The 22,635-nt window shown below is 50.9% G+C and carries 16 protein-coding genes; 8 read left to right on the top strand and 8 right to left on the bottom strand.

From position 1 onward, the window contains the following. Positions 1–2: 2 nt before the first annotated feature. Complete coding sequence (locus EJN92_RS19285) at positions 3–2,324, bottom strand: FimV/HubP-related protein (RefSeq protein WP_126129317.1); 2,322 nt, start codon at positions 2,322–2,324, stop codon at positions 3–5. A gap of 259 nt (positions 2,325–2,583) precedes the next feature. Here EJN92_RS19285 and EJN92_RS19280 point away from each other — a divergent pair, with 259 nt between their 5' ends. Then, positions 2,584–3,567, top strand: a complete 984-nt coding sequence (locus tag EJN92_RS19280; RefSeq protein ID WP_126129316.1) for a VTT domain-containing protein — start codon at positions 2,584–2,586, stop codon at positions 3,565–3,567. 31 nt (positions 3,568–3,598) lie between these two features. Here EJN92_RS19280 and EJN92_RS19275 read toward each other — a convergent pair whose 3' ends face one another. Next, positions 3,599–4,021, bottom strand: coding sequence for a PH domain-containing protein (locus EJN92_RS19275; protein ID WP_126129315.1), 423 nt, complete (start codon positions 4,019–4,021; stop codon positions 3,599–3,601). 188 nt (positions 4,022–4,209) lie between these two features. Between EJN92_RS19275 and EJN92_RS19270 the strand changes: the two genes are divergently transcribed. Continuing rightward, entirely contained in the window at positions 4,210–4,413 is a 204-nt protein-coding gene (locus EJN92_RS19270; RefSeq protein ID WP_126129314.1) for a hypothetical protein, read from the top strand. 116 nt (positions 4,414–4,529) lie between these two features. Here the strand turns inward: EJN92_RS19270 and pdxR are convergent, their stop codons facing one another. Further along, the gene (gene pdxR / locus EJN92_RS19265; protein ID WP_126129313.1) at positions 4,530–6,011 is read right to left on the bottom strand and encodes a MocR-like pyridoxine biosynthesis transcription factor PdxR; all 1,482 of its coding nucleotides are present in this window, start codon (positions 6,009–6,011) and stop codon (positions 4,530–4,532) included. Positions 6,012–6,248: 237 nt separating this feature from the next. Here pdxR and EJN92_RS19260 point away from each other — a divergent pair, with 237 nt between their 5' ends. The 5 genes from EJN92_RS19260 (at position 6,249) to EJN92_RS19240 (ending at position 12,667) form a co-directional block, all read left to right on the top strand. Then, the gene (locus tag EJN92_RS19260) at positions 6,249–7,517 is read left to right on the top strand and encodes a 4-aminobutyrate--2-oxoglutarate transaminase (protein WP_126129312.1); all 1,269 of its coding nucleotides are present in this window, start codon (positions 6,249–6,251) and stop codon (positions 7,515–7,517) included. A gap of 36 nt (positions 7,518–7,553) precedes the next feature. After that, complete coding sequence (locus tag EJN92_RS19255) at positions 7,554–9,011, top strand: NAD-dependent succinate-semialdehyde dehydrogenase (RefSeq protein ID WP_126129311.1); 1,458 nt, start codon at positions 7,554–7,556, stop codon at positions 9,009–9,011. A 167-nt stretch (positions 9,012–9,178) separates the two neighbouring features. Continuing rightward, positions 9,179–10,003 carry a gamma-glutamyl-gamma-aminobutyrate hydrolase family protein gene (locus EJN92_RS19250; RefSeq protein ID WP_126129310.1) on the top strand — a complete coding sequence of 275 codons (825 nt, stop codon included), beginning with the start codon at positions 9,179–9,181 and terminating at the stop codon, positions 10,001–10,003. 161 nt (positions 10,004–10,164) lie between these two features. Continuing rightward, on the top strand, positions 10,165–11,466 hold the full coding sequence (locus tag EJN92_RS19245) for an NAD(P)/FAD-dependent oxidoreductase (protein ID WP_126129309.1): 1,302 nt from the start codon (positions 10,165–10,167) through the stop codon (positions 11,464–11,466). Positions 11,467–11,527: 61 nt separating this feature from the next. After that, positions 11,528–12,667 (top strand): ABC transporter substrate-binding protein, encoded by a 1,140-nt coding sequence (locus EJN92_RS19240; RefSeq protein WP_126129308.1) that lies wholly within the window; start codon positions 11,528–11,530, stop codon positions 12,665–12,667. 178 nt (positions 12,668–12,845) lie between these two features. Here EJN92_RS19240 and EJN92_RS19235 read toward each other — a convergent pair whose 3' ends face one another. The 4 genes from EJN92_RS19235 to aptA form a co-directional block, all read right to left on the bottom strand. After that, positions 12,846–16,397 carry a hypothetical protein gene (locus EJN92_RS19235; RefSeq protein WP_126129307.1) on the bottom strand — a complete coding sequence of 1,184 codons (3,552 nt, stop codon included), beginning with the start codon at positions 16,395–16,397 and terminating at the stop codon, positions 12,846–12,848. 567 nt (positions 16,398–16,964) lie between these two features. Further along, positions 16,965–17,321, bottom strand: coding sequence for a cupin domain-containing protein (locus EJN92_RS19230; protein WP_126129306.1), 357 nt, complete (start codon positions 17,319–17,321; stop codon positions 16,965–16,967). 23 nt (positions 17,322–17,344) lie between these two features. After that, complete coding sequence (locus EJN92_RS19225; protein ID WP_322348669.1) at positions 17,345–18,850, bottom strand: CoA-acylating methylmalonate-semialdehyde dehydrogenase; 1,506 nt, start codon at positions 18,848–18,850, stop codon at positions 17,345–17,347. 30 nt (positions 18,851–18,880) lie between these two features. Continuing rightward, complete coding sequence (aptA, locus tag EJN92_RS19220; RefSeq protein ID WP_126129305.1) at positions 18,881–20,197, bottom strand: omega-aminotransferase AptA; 1,317 nt, start codon at positions 20,195–20,197, stop codon at positions 18,881–18,883. A gap of 246 nt (positions 20,198–20,443) precedes the next feature. Here aptA and EJN92_RS19215 point away from each other — a divergent pair, with 246 nt between their 5' ends. Beyond that, positions 20,444–21,922, top strand: coding sequence for an aminotransferase-like domain-containing protein (locus EJN92_RS19215; protein ID WP_126129304.1), 1,479 nt, complete (start codon positions 20,444–20,446; stop codon positions 21,920–21,922). Here EJN92_RS19215 and EJN92_RS19210 read toward each other — a convergent pair. Beyond that, the gene (locus EJN92_RS19210) at positions 21,919–22,398 is read right to left on the bottom strand and encodes a hotdog fold domain-containing protein (RefSeq protein WP_126129303.1); all 480 of its coding nucleotides are present in this window, start codon (positions 22,396–22,398) and stop codon (positions 21,919–21,921) included. The genes EJN92_RS19215 and EJN92_RS19210 overlap by 4 nt on opposite strands. Positions 22,399–22,635 lie beyond the last annotated feature (237 nt).

The raw sequence follows: 22,635 nt of genomic DNA, 5'->3' as shown, positions 1-22,635 counted from the left end.
GATTAGGCATCCTTTGCAGCCTTGGATGAGAGTAATAATTTTGCCAGATCTGCCTGCTCAGGCGTCCCCTCTTTAATAATTTCTTCCCTCAGTAAATTTGCACCCTCGAAATCACCAATATCCTGGTAGGCAATTCCTAAATTTAGTTTGACCGCCATGGGCGACATAATATGTATTCCCGTTTCCGCTTGAAAATGCTTGTTCAATCCGGCACCGGAGACTTGCGTTAAATCCCGTATCGCTTCCAGACCGATCTTGCTACTAGCTGGCGCTGTGCTTTGCTCCTCGTCAGGCATGAAAAGCTTGGGCTCATCCAAACTCAACTCTTCCGTGACTCTAGGCAAACCGTTTTCAGATTGGATCTTTTGCGCTACATATCTATCATTCGAAAAACCATCATAGCGCCCACCGTATTGATAGGTATTGGCATCATGCTCAGCGGTCTGTTTAGGTATTGCTCTATTACTTTCAGAAGCACTTGCCGATTTAGCGAGCGCAACATCGTCCTGAACAGCCTCGGGCAAGCCATTGGTGAACAACACCGCGCACGCTTTTAATTGCTTCATTTCTTCTATGTTTTTCGGACGCAATGGGTCGCGCGCGACGGCCTCTAATCTGGCCAGATCTCGATAGATGGCGAGATCAAACCCCACCCTAGTACCCACCCTGTCATTGACTAGTAAGCTGTGAATATAGTGAGGAAGTTCTTCACTATCCCAAATGGCCAGTATCTTATCGGTGATACGAGGGAAATTAGCGAGCGTGACCTTGCCATATTGCATGCGCTGATCCCAAGGAGCCACAGTCACATTAAAAAGTCGGATAATTCTTTCGCCAATAGCCTCATATTTTTCTTGATCGTTAATGCTGTTATACACATCGAGCAAACACAGCCAGGGTAAAGGCGACTCTGGCGCTTCAATATGGTTAAACGGCTCAAGTAATTCAAGCACTTCAACCGGTTTGTGCAAGGCCATCCAGGCGCCGACCAACTCCATAATGTCAGAAATTTCTTCCGCTTTAAAAACACTAGCCTGCATCATGGGCTTATCAAAATCCATCAAATCATCTGCATCATTTGCAGCAGCTTCCTGCAGCGTTTGATGCTGCGCATAGGTTGGCGAGGCGCCCTGCTGTTTAGTACCATTGGTTTTATGTGGAGCAAACGCAGCACTAGCGAGTGTCCGTTCTGATTTGGAAATATTTAGCTGAGACTCACTCATAAAACCAGCGTGGCTTGGACCCATCGTGTCGCGCTCTCTGGCGCTATCGCGTATGCGGGGGCGTCCGGGACTGGGGTCAGACGTGCCTCCCTGTGGATACCATGCTGCTTTATTTTGATCCTTTTTTAGCACCAGAAAACGTTTCACTAACCAGGCAAATGCGCCCAAACAAAGCAGTAGTATCAGCCCCAAACTTTTAATCCAGACCAACAATTCCGTCCGCACAGTTTGCAAGGAATTTTGGTCGGTTGTGGCCAGCTCAGACATGCGTGAATTTTCACTTCTAAGCGCGTCAATTTCCAATTGCAAACTACGCATAATTTGCAATTGGGTAGAGTTACTCATCTCGGCCAAAGGAATTTCCTGCGCAGTTAGCTCTCCGACGGCCTTAATCGGTGATGAGGAAGTGATTGCCGGGGTCAGCACCAAAGGTAAAGCCTCTGGCGCAACTTTAGCCGCCACCGGGGCGACTAAGGGCTCTTCCGATAAGGAGACGTGTAAGACATTGCGGGGCGCGCGTTTAGGTGATTTTTTTTTCGCCACTTGCGGCAACTCTGCCATATCCGCAGTATTACCCTCGCTTATTTTGGCATTTTTCTTTTTCAGTCTAGAGTCTGAGCGTGAGACTTTCTCAGCGCCAGCCGATAAATTCGGGACGCTCAAACTATCTGTGTTTGAGAGCGCGGTGCTAGCTGTTTGATACGCATCATCCACATTTGCCAGCAAGGCAATCGGATCGAGCAAAATTTGATAGCTGCGCTGCACCGCAATATTGCATCCATGCTCGACTACGATTGTCAGCACCGGTTCATTGATATGCTCTATGCTAGTTAGCTGAATGGAAGGATTTCGGTCCGAGCGTATAAGCCTAATTTTTGGCACTATAGCCAGCGCCCCATCTAAAGACTCAACACGCGCTTTGACGCAGTTAAACCATTGTGGGCTATTTTCAGCCCCTAAGACGGGGATGTTGATATTGAGCGTCTCGCCCAGGCCGGACTGCACTCTTACTGAGCCGAACCCTGCCGCATCACTATAACTGCACTGTATTATTAAGATACTTACGACTAATAACGAGGTCTTCCTTGTCTGCGTGTGCATGTCATTTTACCTAGTAAAATTAACTTAAATCCATTCTAGTCCTTTTTATTTTATTAGCGAATTTATTATTGTTTAAATTAAGATTTGAACTCAAAAAACATACGCTCCTTTTTTAACCTCCACTCTAGCCTAGCGCGGAAAAACTAAAAATTGAGAGTACGATGAAACAATATTTTTACCCTTGGGATAGAATTCGGCTCCGCCCTATTCCTGACTACGAATAATCCGCGGCCACCAGCACCTCATTTAGGAATCGTTCATGCAAAGTACCTGGCTATCCCAATTCATGCAGCAAGATAGCAGCCTACTGGTATTTATGAACGTCTTCTTGCAGCAACTTGGCTTCCCCTTGCCATCAGTGCCAACCATGATACTGGCCGCCAGTCGCGCCAGTGGCTGGCAAGCGCTTTCGATGATGTTACTGGCGGCCACCTTCGCTTCTTTACTGGCCGATTGGTTATGGTATCAAGCCGGTCGCCGCTTTGGTTATCGGGTCTTGTCACTGCTGTGCAAACTCTCCATCAATCCGAGTTCATGTGTCAATCAGACTGAAGCGAGATTTACTAAATGGGGGGTCTGGTCGCTGATATTTGGAAAATTTATTCCGGGTTTTTCTACCGTAGCACCACCAGTTGCCGGTGCACTGGGCATGCGCCGCTCTTCCTTTTTTATCGCCTCCGCGATAGGCGCGGCACTCTGGTCAGGATTCGCCTTGCTGGCTGGCTATGCGCTACAGCGCCACATCGCGCTCGCACTCGATCTGATGTCGCAGCACGGCATACGTTTGGCACTGATAGCGGGATTCCTGATGGCGCTCTTGATAGGATGGAAGTTATTGATGAAATACCGCTTCGAGCGCAGCGCCCGCATGCATCATGTCGATGCCAGGGAAATGCAGCTCGCCCTAGCCAGTGCTAGGCCACCGCATATCATCGATTTACGCAGCACTGGCCTGATCGCAGAAACCGGCAGCATCCTGCACGCTCACCAAACCAATTACGACGCAATTAGCGCCTCATTGGGCCGCATCGATAAAGACTATCCAATTATTACTATCTGCGCCTGTCCGCAAGACGCAGGCGCGGTACAAGTTGCGCAGAGCTTGCAAAAGCTAGGCTATCGCAACGCCCATCCCTTGCAAGGTGGTTTCGAAACCTGGAAGATGATGGCCGCTAGCGACGCCTCTTTACTAATCTTGCCGCCTCATACTGATGCCCGATTGCCTAGCCTACATCGCGTTTAAGCACCACTCATGCAAACCCTGCTGAAAAAATTTATTGATTTTTTTGCGCCATGTCTTGCGCTTCCATAAAAGCACGTCGAAAGCCCATGGGATTAGAGATGCCAGCGATCGGTGCCTGTGACTCACCTGAACCTGTAATCACCAAACTACCGTAATTAAAAATACGGCCTGTGATGCTTTGATGGACTTGTATGCTCTCGACCTTGCTAATATTGATCTCTATGGTTTTCCGACTGATGAAACCAAATTTCGCCACCACCCTTTTATTGGTAAACGCCAACTCAGTGGTCTTATAGCGTATGTAAGCTATCAACAATACGATGAGACCTAGGCCATAGGCCAACAACAAAACAAAACCCAAGCACAACAAGGGTGCCAGGGTCCATAAACTAATGTTGCCGACATACACAAGTTTTTCGTCTTTAATGAGCGTGCCTTCAATATAACTTGCCATCTTCAGTATTTCCCTGGTCTAAAAATTAAAAAATCTCGCTGAATAAAAACGCTATTACCGCGCGCAGCAGCGATAATAGCAAACATGATTACTAGCCTGGCTGAGAACTAAGCATTTAGTTTCGCTTTGTGGACGGCAATATCGGGCTTACAATCGGAATATACGCTACAACAAACCAAGGACATATCATGGCAAAGAAAAATGAAGAGCTAGATCCAGAAACAATGGCGGTCATCGAGTGGTGCATCGAGGTCGAGGGTTACCTGGTAAAAGGCGGCGCCACTGTGGCTCAAGCGCAGGAATATATCGAAGATCAAATCGATTTTTTGACAGATCAGTTTTATGACGGACTCAGTCCAGAAGAAGCTGCCAAAGAAGCGCTGAGCGATTAAGCCGCTTTTCTCTATTTCCAGCATGAGACACGCAGTATCTATGCGGCTAGCCAGAGCTTTTCGGGCTGCAAGCCGCATAGATACTGCGCAAACGGTTTAAAAAATTAAAATCTAAGCTATAAATACGCCTTAATTTGCTTAGCCAGTATTTCAAAGGCTGGCGCAATATTCGCATCGTCGACGCAGGCATAACCGAGGACTAGTCCAGAATCGCCCTGGCTGGCATCGTGGTAATACGAGGACAGGGGTCGCACCGCCACGCCGCGCTCTAATGCCAGACGGGCGATCAATTTATCGTCACATCGCGCCGGCAGACGTAGCGCCAAATGTAGGCCAGCATCACTGCCGACAGCCTGCACCTCAGTGCCTTCGAAATGGCTATCGATTTCCTGCTGCAAAATTTCTAATCTGGCCCCGTACATCAAACGCATACGCCGTATGTGAGAATTAAAATGCCCTTGCGTCATAAACTCGGCCATGGTCGCTTGTAGCGGCGCTTGACCAGATCGATGTAACTCTTCCATCCCGGTCACAAAAGGCTTACTCAGGGCTTGCGGCAGCACCAGATATCCCAGCCTTAAACCGGGGAACATGGTTTTACTAAAGGTGCCCATGTACAGCACGCGCTCGCCACTATCCATCCCTTGCAGAGAGGCCAACGGCCGTCCGCTATACCGAAATTCACTATCGTAATCGTCTTCTATAATCCAGCACCCATGCCGTCTGGCGTAATCCAATAAGCTGCGACGGCGCGCCAGACTCATCACCATGCCAAGCGGATATTGATGCGACGGCGTCACAAAAATAAAACGCGGCACTGCCGCCAGATCCGCTTCGCTAGGACAGATCCCCTCGGCATCGACCTTGATCGGACGTATCGTGACACCAGAGGCCGACAATAAATTGCGCGCGCCCCAATAGCAGGGATCTTCTACCCATGCCACGTCACCGGGATCGCTGAGCAGGCGCAGACATAAATCGATGGATTGATGGATGCCATTCGTGATCACCACTTGGCCAGCCTCACAATCGACCGAACGTGAGACTTTTAAATATTCGGCCACCACCTCACGCAAAGGCTGATAGCCACCACCATGGCCATAAGTGAGCGCAGCGATAGGCGGTTTGCGCCAGACCTTGCTTTGTAAAGTGTTCCAGATCTTATGCGGGAATTGCGTCACATCTGGTACGCCTGGTACAAAAGCGCCCCATTGCTGCGTAGCGGCACCGGCCTGCGCTACCAATCTATGACCGCGTTGCGACAAATGCGCGGTCTCGTGAATGGCCGCGACCCGTCTAGTCGCCACGGTCGGCAAATGCACCGTGTCGGGCACGGTGTCAGCCACATAGGTGCCACTACCGGCGCGCGCTTCGACATAGCCTTCCGCCAGCAATTGCTCGTAGGCGTACAACACCGTATTGCGGGAAATGGCTAATTCAGTGGCCAGATCACGACTAGAAGGCAAGCGTGTATCGGCCGGCAACACGCGGTCGAGGATGGCTTGTCGCATCAAGCGATACAGTTGACGGTTACGCGGTGTGCCAGAGGCTTTGTCTAAGTATTGCAGCAAGTAGTCAGATAGATTAAAGGTGCGCATGCGTATCAATAAAAAATTTAAGACCAAAACCAAAGGTCGAAATTAAAGGTCGAAATTAAAAGTCAAAATCAAAGAAATATCATTATAGACCCAGAGAAATAAGTGGCACCATCAAAAACTTATAACTGGCACTATTTAATAGAGCCAAATCGAGGCAACATGGCTGCACTGAATAATTCACGACCCAATTCATCACCCAATTACCTCCAAATTACCACCTAGCCAGCAAGGAAAATCATGAGCACAAATCTCGAATTAAAAAACCGTAAAGATCAAGCCACCCCGCGCGGTGTCGGTGTCATGTGTGATTTTTACGCCGACCGCGCCGAAAACGCAGAATTATGGGATGTAGAAGGTAAGCGTTATATTGATTTCGCCGCCGGCATTGCGGTATTAAACACCGGGCACCGCCATCCTAAGATTATCGCCGCGATCACCGAACAAATGACGCGCTTTACCCACACTGCGTATCAGATCGTACCGTATGCCAGTTATGTGGAATTGGCAGAGAAAATCAGTCGCATCACGCCGGGCACACATGCCAAGAAAACCTCCTTCTTCACCACCGGTGCCGAAGCAGTCGAAAACGCCATCAAGATCGCGCGCGCTGCCACAGGTCGCCCCGGTGTGATCGCTTTCTCAGGCGGCTTTCATGGTCGCACCATGATGGGTATGGCACTCACTGGTAAAGTGGATCCATACAAATTAGGTTTTGGCCCCTTCCCGGGTGAGGTATATCACGCACCGTTTCCTAGCGAACTGCATGGCGTGTCAGTAGACGACACGCTACATGCGATACAAATGCTGTTTAAAGCCAGTATCGATCCTAAACGCGTCGCGGCGATTATTCTCGAGCCAGTCCAAGGCGAAGGCGGTTTTGTGGTCGCGCCACCAGAGTTGATGCGCGCCTTGCGTGCCATTTGCGATCAACACGGCATCCTACTGATCGCTGATGAAATTCAGACTGGCTTTGCCCGTACCGGTAAGCTATTTGCGATGGAACATTACGATGTCTTAGCCGACTTAACCACCATGGCCAAGAGCTTGGCGGGCGGCTTGCCATTGTCCGGCGTATGCGGACGCGCCGAGATCATGGATGCACCAGCACCGGGTGGCTTAGGCGGCACCTATGCGGGTAATCCATTGGCGGTTGCCTCTGCGCTGGCCGTTCTGAATATTATCGAAGAAGAAAAGCTCTGCGAACGCGCTAATAGCCTGGGCCAACAACTAACTAAACGCCTCAAGGCAGCGCAGGAAAGTGTTCCTCAAATCGCAGAGATTCGCGGTTTAGGCGGCATGTTGGCAGTCGAATTCAAACACGCCGATAGCGGCAAACCGAATCCAGAGTTTGCCAAAAAAGTCCAAGCGTATGCCTTGAAGAATGGCTTACTCTTACTCACTTGCGGCGTGTATGGCAATGTGATTCGCTTCCTGTTTCCTTTAACTATTCCGGATGCAGTGATGGCCGAAGCCTTAGACATCCTCGATGCGGCCTTGCGCGCTTAATTGAAATTCAAAAATAAATAAATATTGGACTCAATCATGTTGACATTAAAAGATCCCTCGCTGTTTAAGCAACAAGCCTATATCAACGGCCAATGGTGCGATGCTGAGAGTGGTGAAAAAATTGCCGTGAACAATCCTGCCACTGGCGATATCTTGGGTCATGTACCGAAGATGGGGGCATCTGAAGCCAATCGCGCAATTGCCAACGCCAATGCGGCATGGAAACCATGGCGCGCATTGCTGGCAAAGGATAGAGCTGCCATTTTGCGTCGTTGGCATGGCCTGATGTTAGAGAATTGCGAAGATCTGGCCATCATCATGACCGCCGAGCAAGGCAAATCTCTGACCGAAGCCCGCGGTGAAATCGCCTACGGCGCAGCATACATAGAATGGTTTGCAGAAGAAGCCAAGCGTATCTACGGTGACACCATTCCAGCCTCGGCACCTGGTCGCCGCATCATGGTCAACAAAGAGCCTATCGGTGTTTGCGCTGCCATCACTCCTTGGAATTTTCCATCGGCGATGATCACCCGCAAAGCCGCACCTGCCTTAGCCGCTGGTTGCACCATGGTGGTCAAACCGGCGGAACTAACGCCCTTCTCGGCGCTGGCACTAGCCGAATTGGCGCGTAGAGCCGGTGTGCCGGATGGCGTTTTCAATGTCATCACAGGTAACCCGGTAGAAATCGGCGGAGAATTTACAGCAAACCCTACGGTACGCAAACTCAGTTTTACGGGATCAACTGCGGTTGGCCGCCTACTCATGCAGCAATCGGCCAGCAGCATCAAAAAGCTCTCGCTGGAACTGGGCGGCAATGCACCCTTCATCGTCTTTAAAGACGCGGATCTGGATGCCGCAGTAGAAGGCGTACTGGCGTCAAAATATCGTAACTCCGGCCAAACCTGCGTCTGTGTGAACCGCATTTATGTACAAGATGAAGTCTATGATTTGTTTAGTAGCAAATTGGTAGAGGCGGTCAAAAAGAGCTTCGTGGTTGGCAATGGCTTTGATGCTGGCGTCAATCAAGGCCCCTTGATCAATGAAGCCGCAGTATTGAAAGTGGAAGCACAAATCGACGATGCACTGAGCAAAGGTGCACGGGTGCTGGCTGGCGGGAAACGCCATGCATTGGGCGGCACTTTCTTTGAACCCACAGTATTAGCTGATGTGACTCAGGCGATGGCAGTGGCACGCGAAGAGACCTTTGGCCCTATCGCTCCCTTGTTCCGTTTTTCTAGCGATGAAGAAGTCGTGGCGATGGCAAATGACACCGAATTTGGCCTGGCATCGTACTTCTTTAGCCGCGACATCGGCCGTATCTGGCGGGTCGCCGAGCAATTGGAATACGGCATGGTGGGCATCAACACCGGCATCTTGTCGAGTGAAGTCGCGCCATTCGGTGGGGTTAAACAATCCGGCTTGGGACGTGAAGGATCGAAGTATGGGATAGAGGACTATCTGGTCATCAAATACTGGTGCATCGCCGGTATGTAATTGATGTCTGGGTAAATCCAGGCAGAACGCTGAGGGTGGGAAATGCTAACCCCTGCCCTCAGTATTTGCTAAGTTTTGTTCACTTCAACTCAGCGATGGCATCAGCACCACCTCTTTCAAATTTATATTAGGCTGCTTAAGGCAGGCTATGCGTAGTAAAAAATATCATGTCAAATACCAAAAATACGGCTCACGGCCAAGTTCAAGAAACCAGTTCTAAGTCATCCTCCGGCACCCGAAAACCTATCGTACTGATGTCTATGGGGGCTCAGGAGCGGGCCGGCCATGAGTACCAGGTGATGACCAAAAAATATATGCGTCCTCTGGTCGAGCATGCTGGCTGTGTGCCGGTGCTGGCACCGACCTGCTTTGGCAGCAATGACCTCGCTCTTTATTTGTCCATGGTGGACGGGGTGTATCTGACTGGCGCTGGCAGTAACATTGATCCTAGCCTGTACGGGCAAGAGAATTTAACACCAGAAAAGACCCAGGACCAGGATAGGGATCGTTTCGATTTACCGCTGATTCATGCGGCGCTGGCAATGGGTTTGCCGCTGTTCGGGATTTGTCGTGGCATGCAAGAACTGAACGTTGCGCTTGGTGGCGACATGTATCAAAAATTGTATGCAATACCCGGCATGCGCGAACACCGCGAAGATTATAGCGCCAGCGTCGCCCAACAGTATGCCGATGTTCATACAGTGAAAATGGTGCCCGATACCTGGTTTGCCAGCTTAATGCAGCAAGCAGAAATCCCCGTCAACTCCTTGCACGGTCAAGGCATTAAAACCTTAGGCAAGGGCTTACAGGCATTAGCGCATGCTGAAGATGGCTTGATTGAGGCTGTGCATCTACCTGAGTGTGAGCAATTCACACTGGGGGTGCAATGGCATCCGGAATGGCAGGCGGCGCAAAATCCATTTTCTATCCGTATGTTTCAGGCATTTGGTGATGCCTGTCGTCAAACCGTAGAGAAAAAATCACGCAATTAGTCACGCCATTAAGCACGCAATTAAGTTATACCGCAATGAGACACCCTGCACGAACAGGCATTTGCTTGTGCAGAATAATGATAATAGTCATGATTTTCTGGCCTTAACTAGGGCGACGCATAGGAAAATACATGGCGCAATTTCCCAAAAAAAGGTTTTCTATGTCTAACAGCGCAGCCACTAACGATACTCAGCACGCCCCTTCTTACTACGCAGCGTCCGCCCACCCATCACCCGAACGCCCTGCTTTGCGCGGTGCAATCGAGGCCGACATTTGCATCATCGGTGCCGGTTATACCGGGCTCAGTGCGGGCCTGCATTTGGCCGAGGCAGGATTTAAAGTAGTGATACTGGAACAGGCCAAAGTAGGCTGGGGTGCATCCGGGCGCAATGGCGGACAAATTGTGCATAGCTATTCACGCGACATCGACGTGATCGAGTCTAGCTATGGCAAAGAAAAAGCCAAGCCTTTAGCAGAAATGATGTTTGAAGGCGCCCAGATTATTCGCGATCGCGTGGCAAAATACAATATCAAATGCGACCTCAAAGACGGTGGCGTGTATGCCGCATTGAGCAAGAAAAAGGTCAAGGCTCTAGAAGAACAAAAAGAATTATGGGAAAAATGGGGGCATAAAAATCTCAGTTTGATCGACCAGCCCAGCGAGATCAAAAAAGTCGTAAATACCGATCGCTACGAGGCGATACTCGTGGATAAAACGGGCGGTCATTTTCACCCACTCAATCTGACACTAGGCGAAGCGGCCGCATTTGAACAAAACAGTGGCGTCATCTATGAGCATAGCGCCGTCACCAAGGTCGATCGCGGTGCCAATCCTGTGGTGCACACTGCACAAGGACAGGTCAAAGCAAAATTTGTCATCCTGGCCTGCAACGCTTACATCGGTGATCTGGAACCTAAATTGGCCAAGATGTCCATGCCTTGCGGAACCCAGGTCATCACGACCGAACCTTTGGGTAGCATGGCAGATGAATTGATCCCTTCCGATTACTGCGTGGAAGATAATAATTTCCTGCTCGATTACTATCGACTGTCCGGCGACAAACGCATGATCTTTGGTGGTGGCGTGATTTACGGCGCGCGCGATCCAGCGCACATAGAATCCATCATTCGACCGAATATGTATAAAGTGTTCCCGCAGCTAAAAAACGTTAAGGTTGATTACGGCTGGACTGGCAACTTCTTGCTGACGCTTTCGCGCATGCCAGAAGTAGGCAAATTGAGTGAGAATATCTATTATTCGCAAGGCTGTTCCGGGCATGGTATCACTTTCACACACTTGATCGGCCGCTTGCTTGCCGAAGCCATACAGGGTCAGGCAGAGCGTTTCTCGGCCTTTGAATGCCTGCCGCATTACCCCTTCCCCGGTGGCCGCTTGTTACGCGTACCGCTCACAGCGATGGGCGCGGTCTGGTACGATTTACGCGACAAACTTGGTGTATAAATAAGTACAACAGTAGCAATAACCTGTATGATTTGGTCTCATCCAACGATGAAAGTACACTATGCCAATTCTCCGTCTAAGCACCCTAATCTCTTTGCTGATGTTTTCAAGCGCACTACTTGCATCAGAAAATGGGGTGACCGACGGTAAAATTATCCTTGGCCAGTCTGCCGTGTTTAGCGGTGACTCGGCCGAACTTGGGATACGCGCCAATCTGGGCGCCATGGCCTATTTTGATGCACTAAACGCGCGCGGAGGCGTCGCTGGTCGTAAGGTGACACTGCTCAAGGATGATGATAATTTTGAGCCGTCCAATGCGCTAGAAAACACTAACCAGTATATAGAAAACGATAAGGTGTTTGCCCTATTCGGCTATGTCGGTAGCAGTACCAGCACCGCTGCACTGGCGCTCGTCAACAAGGCAAAATTACCTTTTTTCGCGCCACTTTCGGGCGCGGCGCCGCTACGCGACGCCTCGAATCGCTATGTATTTAATACCCGCGCCAGCTTACTCGATGAAATTCGCCATAGCTTAGAACAGTTGTCAGTCATGGGAATAAAACGCATCGCAATTCTTTATCAAAACGATGCCGAAGGAAAATCGGCGATGACCGCCGTCGCAAGCGCTGCGCAAAAACTAGGTCTGGAACTGGCTGAAACTGCCTCGGTAGGACGTAACGCGATTGCCATCGGCGCAACTGGCGTTAGTGCCAAACTATTAGCCAAAAAACCGGATGCGGTGATTCAACTTTGTAGTTATCTGACCTCAGCGAACCTGATCAAAGAGATGCGCAAGGCCGGCTATCTCGGACAATTTTTCAATACCTCGATGGTAGGCAGTAGTGCATTTGCCGCCGCCTTAGGCAAAGACGGCATCGGCGTCAGTATTTCGCAAGTGGTGCCACTGCCCTGGAATACCCGTAGTCCTATCGTCGCCGAATACCAAAAAGCCATGCAAAAAGCCGGACACAGCGTTTATGACTTCACCAGCCTTGAGGGGTATATCGCAGCCAAAACGTTTTCAGAAATCGCTAGCAAGGTCGGCAAAGACTTGAACCGCGAACGCTTTATCAAGACCGCAGAAACCATGGGCAACATAGATCTGGGCGGTTATACAATTAACTTCGGCCCGAATATGCACAATGGATCAAGTTTTGTCGAGATGGTGGTGATCGGCAAAAACGGCAGCTTTTTGCGCTGAATTCAGGCTTTCTGCCTGTGTCGCAAATTCCAACGAGTACTCGTCCCAAACGCAGCACCCATGCGGCTTAGCAGATAGTCTGGCCTGCCAGGCGCATGGAATATGCGCCGCAGCCCAGGCATCATTTCATTTTTTAACAAAGTGCTTTTGCTGATTACTTTGGCGCTGAGTCTAGCGTTTATTCCAGCGTTACCGTCACATCCTCTAGCGGTGTAGGCATAGACCTTGTGACTTCGGCGGCAGCGCTAAAGCGTGGCTTGGTGAGTGGCCCAGACAAGAGTAAATCGGAGCGCGCTTCGCGTATCGGCGAGGCCAGCAAGACCGTGAAGCGACCATAGAGTTCCGCATTCTTGCCCAAATCTGCGCTACCGTAAGCCGACACCAGACCGGCGGATAATTTTACGCTTCTAAAATATGTTTTTGCGCCGTCGTAGCTAAATCCAGCCACCAGATCATTGAATGCAGATTTGCCACCGCTGGCGCCAGTCTGCATCAGATTAAGTAAATTAACCCCTAGCAAACTACCGCCATGCACTTGCAGATTGCCATTCATTTTGGCGCCAGCGAAGAGTTTACTGGCTTGCGTTGCCTGCATGCCGAACTTTGCATGCCCGTCTACCTTGCCACTCTCGAATAAGGCCGGCAAAGCGAGTGCGAGATTGATCTGCTTGGCGTGGATATCACCCTTAAAACTCCAGAGCGTATCCCAGCTCAAGTTGGCGCTCCCGGTCAAACTGCCATCGTAGTTCACGCCATAAAATTTAGTCAGACTCAAGGACTTTGGACTCAAACTGCCTTCCGCGCTAAAGTCAGCTAATTTTAGCTCAGCGCCCAATGGCAGTTCGAAACTTTTAGCACTCATTTTCACTTGCACAGTGCCGTCTTTGGGCTGCATTTCTATCTGCATAGACTGCTTGGCGGAAAGCAGTTTGATACTTTGCCAGGCACCATTATTTCCAAATTCGCCGCTCACATCGAAGCTGCCCAGGTTCAGTTGCGGCCAATCGAGATTCAAATTGCTGGCGCTAAAATAGCGTACTTTATTGCCCGCACTTTGGAGTTTCTCAAAAAATAGCCAGCCCAGCGCCTCTTCATTGAGCACAGGCGAAATAAACTCAAAACCCTTAATTTGCATCTCCTGCGCCAGCAAGGCACTGATGTTTATGTCGGCATTGACTTGCTCAATTTTAATCTGCGAACGCGCCCCTATGCGAACGTTTTGCAATTGCCAATGCGGTTGCGGTAAAAATGAAAAATGCAATTGCTCAATTTTGACTGGCTGATGCAATTGCGCACTGCTGACTTTTTCAAATTGGGTCAGCCGCGCGCTGAAATCACTGAGCTGCGCCCAGGCAAATAGGGCGATGCTCAACAAGACCGTCGCCCCCAAAAATAATTGTATCCACGAGCCAGAGTTTTGGTAGCTACTCTTATCCGCATTGGCATTACTGAGTTCTCGCTCCTTACGATTGGCAGTCTCGCGCTTTTCTGCTGCCCGAGTTTGCTTTCTCTCGCGCTTCCTTCTGGCGTTCGCAGCGGCTTCCTCTTCTGCCCTATCGAGCGCTTGTGCCTGCGCTAACTGCAGTCTTTCCTGCACTTCTATGGCTGCCCTTTGCTCGGCCTCTTCACGCACTTTGCGCGCCAGTGCTTGCTGTTCCGCTTGTTGTTCCAACTCTAGCTGTATCGCTTTGCGCGCTTGCTCGTCGACTTCTTTTTGCGCTTGCCGCTCGGCTTCCTGCCTGAGTTTTTCAGCGGCCGCAGTTTGCACTTGCAACTCCCATTCCCTTTGCTCCTGCGCCTGTGATAACTCAAACGCCAAGCTTTCCGCCTCTTGCTTAATTCTTTCTTCCGCAGCCAGTTTCGCCTGTTCCGCATGTCTATGCTGACGCTCTAACTCCAGGGCTTGCTGTTCGGCTAGTGCCTGCGCTTGCGCTGCTAGTTCAGCTGCAAGCTGAGCTGCTAATTTAGCTGCCAATTCAGTCTCTAATTGAGCTTGTGCTTGCTGTTTTTCTTGCTCTGCCAATTCTTGTTGCGCCTGTTGTGCTGCCAATTTTGCTAACTCCTCGGCCTTCGCGTGTGCCTGTGCCTGTATTTTTTCTTGCTCTAACGCGAGTTCTTTGGCACGCTCCAGGGCTTTTTGCTTTTCTTCTGCCTGCTGCTTCTGGATTTCTAATTGTCGTTTAGCCTGCTGTTCGGCTGCGCGACGTGCTTGTTCCTGGCTTGCCGCTCTTTTTTTTGCCTGTCTTTCTAGCTGAACTTGTGCCGCGACTTTTCTTTCTTGTTCCAATGCCTTACTTAAGGCGAGTGCTGCAGCCTCTTCTTGTGCATGTGCTTCGGCCTTAGCCTGTTCTTCCGCTGCCTGCCGTGCCGCGACCATTGCCAGCTCTTGCGCGCGCTGTTGCGCTTCTTGTTCTGCCAGCTGCTGCTGTGCTAACAGCGCCAGCGCGGCTTCTTGCCGTGCCTTCTCTTCTGCCTCTTGCAAGGCTAAGGCCAGCGCTTGCTCCAATACTAATTGCTCGGCTTCGCGCTTTGCCTTGGCTTCAAATTTTTGCCAGGCCTTGTCTTCGGCTTCTTTCTGTTCTTGCGCGCGTTTGCGAGCCTGCTCTTCTGCTAGCTCTTTGGCCTTGGTCTCCGCAGCTAAGTTAGCCGCGTCCTGTGCCGCTTTTAATATTTGCTGTGCTTTTAGCGCAGCTTGTTCTGCCTCTTTTTGCGCGATTTGCTCTGCGATTCTTTTGGCTTCCTCAGCGGCAGCCCGCAGCGCGCTTTCTTCCGCTAATTTCCTAGCTTGCTCGGCCTGACGCGCCTGCTCTACTAACACTGCCTTGGCTTCGGCCGCAGCCTTGGCTTCAACTACAGCTTGGGCCGCCGCTTTGGCGTCCATCTCACGCTTTAAAATCTCTTCGGCGACTTTTCTGGCTTGTTCCTGTTTTTGTTCAAGTTCTTGCTGGCGCTGGCGTAATAACTTATCTGCCAATTCCGCTGCCAATTCATCTGCCACTTGCTTGGCCTTGGCAGCAACTTCGCGCTTGCTGTTCTCTTCGATCTCTTTCTTGGCTTGTGCCTGCACCTTTTGCTGAGCCAGCTCTAGCGCCGCCTGCTGTTTAGCCAGCTCATCTGCGGCTTTTTTTTCCAGTGCCTGTTGTTTCTGCCTTAGCTTTTCATCTGCCGCTTTCTGCGCCTTGGCTGCAGCGGCAACTTTTGCAAGCTCCTCCAACTCCTTCTTGGCCTGCGCTTCAACTTTTTGACGCAGCTTTTCTTCGGCTAATTTCTTAGCCCTGACATCGGTATCCCGGCGTATTTTGTCCGCAGCGGCTTGCCTAGCTTGTGCTTCGGCAGACAAACGGGCTTGCTCTTGATTGGCATCAGCTTGACTATCGAGCTCCCCGGATTGGACTTTATCTGCGTGTTCTACCTCGCGCAAAAACGCCCCCATCGTGAGTATGCTCAGCGCATTTTCTATCTCGGCTTCGGCGGGAATTACTGACTCATCGACTGCGGCTGCCTCAGGCAAATTAAAACCGCGGATATACTCATCACTGACTAATTTTTGTAAAATTTCCGTCAGCTTATTGTCCGACAAATTACCCAGAACATCTTGCAAATCACGGAAGGACGCATGCCCATCCACCTCTTTAATCACCCGGCGGTAGTCCCTGGACAAGTCCTTGGTTTTTCCCAGTGACTCGGCTAAGCCTTTCGCGGTTTTGGTAAATCTAGTCTTATGATCCATGCTGTGCAATTAATCAGGCCTATGCCCAATTTACCTATCTTGAGATCAGTCCTGTCAAAGCTATTTGGATCAGCTTAGCGCGCAGCACGCGATATTCAAGGCTGGATAGAAAATAGACGAGTGGACTGTAATGTAAAACTACGCTTGCTGAGGAAATCATGAAAATCTCGATAAGCGCTGCGAATAAGAACAGCGGCTTTAAAATTAACAATAATGCATCTCACATTATCTTTACTGAAAACCCAATAAAGACCTGCTCTACAGTGTAGACGAGTCAGCGCCCCAACCACAAGTGCTGACTTCGAGGCAAAATGCCTGGAATTTGGCGCTACAAAAATGAGACAGGCCCACAGCGCAGTATCCATGCGGGCTGCAGCCTGATAGGACTGGAAAGGCGCATGGAATATGCGCTGTGGGCTTGCTGTCTTTTTTACAAAAACTTACAAAAATTTCACGTTTAAGTAAAACAGAAGGGCCTTTGTACACCGGTGTGTGCAAAGGCCCAAGATGATACAAAAGCTAAGCTGCTGAGTTTGCGCTTAAGTTTGCGCTGAATTTTGCAATTACCTAAGCTTCGTAAATGACATAAATTTTACGACTAAGCTCAAGCACTTCCCAGGTTCCTTGAAAGCCACGCGGGATCACAAAGTTATCGCCAGCCTTAAGTGTTACCTCACGACCGTCGGCATCGGTGAGTATGCTGACCCCTTGCAGCATCTGACAGAACTCCTCTTCTGTGTAATTGATGCGCCACTTACCGATCTCGCTCTGCCAGATCCCTGTGAGAAATTTAGCACTAGGGTCAGTGTAATGCTGCCAGATGGTTTGTTTGGGATTACCCTGTATCAGTTTCTCGCTGGCTAAAAAATACTCTTCAGCCGCCAAGTTGGCGAACTCCATTTTTTGTATCTGCATGACGCTCATGAGCACTATCCCTAATACTTTATTTATTTCATTTGTGGGAAAGCAAACTCAACACCGGCGCTGGCGGTATTTGGCCAACGCTGCATCACTGCCTTATGACGCGTATAGAAACGCACGCCTTCCGGTCCATAGGCATGATGATCACCAAACATGCTGCGCTTCCAGCCGCCAAAACTATTGAAAGCCATAGGCACTGGTAAAGGCACATTCACGCCGACCATGCCGACCTGAATCTGACGCACGAACTCTCGTGCCACACCACCGTCGCGGGTGTAGATGGCGACGCCATTGCCGTATTCATTCGAGTTGATCAATTTAACTGCGGTGGCGACATCAGGCGCACGCATCACACACAATACCGGTCCGAAAATTTCTTCTTGGTAGATACTCATCTCAGCTGTCACATGATCAAACAAGGTGCCACCGACAAAGAAGCCATTTTCACGACTTGCCACCACACAATTACGACCATCCACAACTAAAGTGGCGCCCTGCTCCACCCCTTCGCCTATCAATTTTTCTATGCGCTGCTTGGCCTGTATCGATACCACCGGGCCCATCTCGGCCTCCGGCGCCATACCATCGCGAATCTTTAAGGCGGCAGTACGTTCGGCCAAAGCGCCCATCAGTTTATCGCCCGCATCACCGACTGCCACCACCACCGAGATCGCCATGCAGCGCTCACCAGCAGAACCATAAGCGGCACCGATCAGCGCGTCTACTGTCATCTCCATATCAGCGTCCGGCATCACTACCATGTGGTTTTTGGCACCACCTAAAGCTTGTACCCGTTTGCCCTTGGCACAGCCGCGTGCATAGATGTATTCGGCGATCGGAGTCGAGCCGACGAAGCTGATGGCTTGCACTTCCGGATGATCGAGCAAGGCGTCAACCGTGACTTTATCGCCCTGTATCACGTTGAATACGCCCTTAGGCAAGCCCGCTTCTGTCAATAGTTTTGCGTGCAACAAGGATGCCGAAGGATCGCGCTCGGACGGTTTCAGGATAAAGGTGTTACCGCAGGCGATCGCCACCGGAAACATCCACATCGGCACCATCACCGGAAAGTTAAAAGGCGTAATCCCCGCCACCACACCAAGTGACTGGCGCATAGACCAGGCATCAATGCCGCGTGCGATCTGATCGGTAAATTCGCCCTTGAGTAATTGCGGAATGCCGACCGCGAATTCGACCATTTCTATACCGCGTGCCACTTCGCCCTGGGCATCGGCAAAAGTCTTACCATGTTCACGCGTAATCATGGCAGCAAACTCATCGGTATGCTGTTGGCATAATTGCAGATACTTGAACAACACACGGGCGCGTGTCAAAGGTGGCGTCGCCGACCAGGATGGAAAGGCGGCTGCGGCGGCGGCGACGGCAGTATTTACGTCGTCGGCAGTACCGAGCACCACGCGCGACACCGGCACACCCAGCGCTGGGTTATACACGTCAGCATGGCGCTCACTGGCGGTCTGTACCAACTCACCGTTAATGAAATGGGGAATAGTGTTCAAATCTGTAATCATTCAATTCTTTCGATAGGTTTGCTAGGCGGATTAGGCGAGGTTTTTTAAGACGGTGCGCAGCTTGCCAAACAACTCGTCTATATGTTTTTTCTCTATCACCAGCGGTGGTGACATGGCGATAATATCGCCCGTGGTGCGTATCAGGATGCCGTCGGCAAAGGCTTGTTTGAAGGCGCTAAAGGCGCGCGCACCGGGTTTGCCGGGGATGCTGGCCAGCTCTATGCCAGCAATCATACCTATGCTGCGTATATCAATTACGTGCGGTAAACCTTTGAGCGAATGCACGGCATCTTCCCAATAACTCTGCATGCTGGCAGCGTGTGCTAGTATTTTCTGCTCCTGGAATACTTCCAGAGTCGCCAAGGCCGCCGCGCAAGCGATAGGATGACCAGAGTAAGTGTAGCCATGGAACAGCTCTATGCCAGTCGGCCCGGACATGAAAGTATCGTAAATAAATTGCTTGCTAAATACCGCGCCCATAGGGATTACGCCATTGGTCAAGCCCTTGGCGGTGGTCATCATGTCCGGTTCCACATCAAAATAGTCGCAAGCAAATGGAGTGGTCAGACGGCCGAAACCGGTAATCACTTCATCAAAAATCAGCAAGATGCCGTGCTTGGTACACAGTTCGCGCAAACGCTTCAGATAACCTTTAGGCGGTATCAACACGCCAGTAGAACCAGCCACTGGCTCGACGATAACGGCCGCGATGGTGGAGGCATCGTGCAGCGCCACGATACGTTCTAATTCATCAGCCAGATTCATCCCATGCTCGGGCTCACCACGGGTAAACGCATTTTTCTCTAGATTATGCGTGTGTGGCAAATGATCTACACCTCCCAGCAAGGGCCCGAAGTTCTTACGATTGCCACCGATACCACCTACCGACATACCACCAAAGCCCACGCCATGATAGCCACGTTCGCGACCGATCAGACGGGTGCGTGAACCTTCACCGCGTGCCTTGTGATAGGCCAGCGCCATTTTTAAAGCCGTATCAACTGCTTCCGAGCCTGAGTTGGTGTAAAACACCTGGCCGAAGCGATGATTGGTGTAGTCCATCAATTTTTCTGCCAGATCAAAGGCAGCAGGATGTCCCATTTGGAAGGTCGGCGCAAAATCGAGCTGCCCGACCATCTCGCGCACCGCGCTGACTATCTTAGGCTGGGCGTGGCCGCAAGGCACACACCATAAACCAGCCGTACCATCGAGCACCTGATTTCCATCAACATCGCGGTAATACATGCCTTCGGCAGAGACCAGCAAGCGAGGATTTTCCTTGAAGTCGCGGTTGGCGGTAAATGGCATCCAGAATGCGTTCATGGATGCAGGTTTTTCTAGGTTCATGCGGTGTCTCCTCTTTCGTGGTTTTAATTTGTGTATGCGTTTTTATGCTGCTCAGTGTTGCTCAGTGTTGCTGTGTGCCGCTCAAAGTGAAAGCAACTACATCAGAACCCAGCGTTTAGCAAAGTGATAGCAAATCATAGGCAGACCCACATGCCCGGCACAGATACACAAAGAGCAGAAGCCAACAACCGTATTGGTCGTGATAACATAACAGTTGTATACCAACCTAGATCTTTGGAAATCCTCATGAGCAGCCTGCAAAACACCGCCCCCTCGTCCTCGGCCGCATTACCGCAGACCAATGAGCTAGCATGGCCTTGCCTGGCGCTTAAGCGTGCCAAGGATACTAGTTTGGTAGAGCAAATTGTTGTGATTATTAGCCAAATGATCGCGCAACGTCTGCTGCCAATAGGCAATAAAATGCCTTCCGTCAGGCAGTTTGCCAAGTGTAATGGCATCAGCACCTTCACAGTTGTTGAGGCTTACGATAGGCTGGTAAGCTCAGGTTTACTGGCATCGCGACGCGGTTCTGGCTACTTTGTGGCACGCGCTGAAGTGGCGGCGAGCCAGTCTGCACTGGTATTTCAGGCCACCCCAACCGCGATCGATACCCTCACGCCCGACCTCTACACTGGCGTGTCCGGCGCCTTGCCGGTTGGTGCTGGCTGGCTCCCGCCCGACTGGTACGGCGAGACCACCATTCTAGAGGCGGTGCGGCACGCCATGAAAATACCGGCCAATCGGCTACGTGGTTACGGTCATCCCTTGGGTTTTCCTAGTTTGCGCCAGCATATGGCCGCCAGTCTAAGCGACACTTTGTATGCGGTCGAGCCGGATCAAATCTTACTCACGCACGGCGCTACCCATGCCTTTGATCTGATCTTACGCACGCTGACCCAAGCGGGCGACACGGTGTTCGTGGAAGACCCCAGCTACAGTAATTTATTAACGCTGATACGCTATCACGGCTGCATACCGGTCGGCATACCGCGCAACGAAGCGGGCTTGGACATGGAGTTTCTAGCGCAGCAACTTGCGCTGCGACCGCCCAAGCTAATGATAGTCAATACCGTGTTGCAAAATCCGTTGGGTACCTCGCTCAGTTTGGCACAGTCACATCGCTTGCTGGCCTTGGCCGAACAATACGATTTTTGGTTGGTGGAAGATGATATTTACCGCGAACTAGCACTGCGCGGCGAAGCCTCACTGGCTGCCATGGATGGGCTGCGCCGGGTGATACGGGTAGGTAGCTTCTCCAAGACCTTGTCGCCGGTGTTTAGAGTGGGATCTATCTCGGCCAGTAACGCACTTTTGCCGGAACTGGCGCGTGTCAAGATGTTGGCCGGCCTGACCACTTCGGAGATCAATGAACGCGCCGTGTATCACGCCATTTCGGCGCGCCACTACCGTCATATGCTAGAGCGACTACTGGTGCAATTGGCGGCCGGACGCGAGAGGTTGATAGAGAAACTGGCAGAAGTGGGGATGGCACCGATCGCCAAGCCACGCGGTGGCATGTTTGTCAGCGCCGGCTGGGCAGGACCTCAGAGCGAGAACTGGAACGGCAAACAAGTGGCCGATCTGGCCCTGAAAGCGGGCATCCTGCTCTCGCCGAATGAGTTCTTTATGCTCAGTAAGCCAGGCAGCGTCTGGTTCCGCTTCAACGTCGCCTACGCCGATACCCCTATGCTGTATAAATTTTTGCAAGGTGTCAGGCCGCGCTAGGCTGATTTCTTTTCGCTAATCCACAGCTTGATCACGCCTTTAAGCACCACCACGCCTTGATCATCGAGCGCGGTGATCACCACGTCCAGATCGCCGGCGCGCCATTGCTCCGGATTGATTTGCGCAATACCGGTAATGTCACTGCCAGCCTTGGCGGTGTACTCGACGCTCATGCCCTTGGGGATCCAGCGTAAATGTTTGGGTATGGATGCCTCGGCGCATGCGCCCATCGCCATTTCAAGCAGATTGCAAATCGCGATCACATGCACGGTACCGATGTGGTTTTGCACTGCCTTGCGTTTTTTAATGGTCAGGCGGGCGTAGTTGGGTTTTAACTCAAGGACCTGCGCATTGACGGTTTTAAAATACGGGGCTTTGTACTGCACGAATTTTGAAAAAAGATATTTGCCACCCGGATAGGCGGAAAACTGATTCCATAATTTCAGCACCGGGGTGATATAGGTATTCTCAGGCATGTCGGTATTCTCGGCGTAGTTCAGACTAAATATGGTGTTAGATAAAACCGCAATGACTCGGATACCCCACCCTGTATCGGAGCAAGCAAGTGATTTACGCGCATCGTTATTGCGCGATCGGCTGGCGGAGTAGCATACTCCCCTTAAAACTCAATACTTAGGGGATCTGGTTGAGGCAAATTATTGCGGCTATTCTACCTGTGGGCAGGCGAAATATATACTGAGGACTAGGTCTAA

The sequence above is a fragment of the Undibacterium parvum genome, assembly GCF_003955735.1.
In the GTDB taxonomy this organism is placed as follows: domain Bacteria; phylum Pseudomonadota; class Gammaproteobacteria; order Burkholderiales; family Burkholderiaceae_D; genus Undibacterium; species Undibacterium parvum.
The sequence above is the reverse complement of the archived record's forward strand: the minus strand, read 5'-3'. Positions and strand labels throughout refer to the sequence as shown.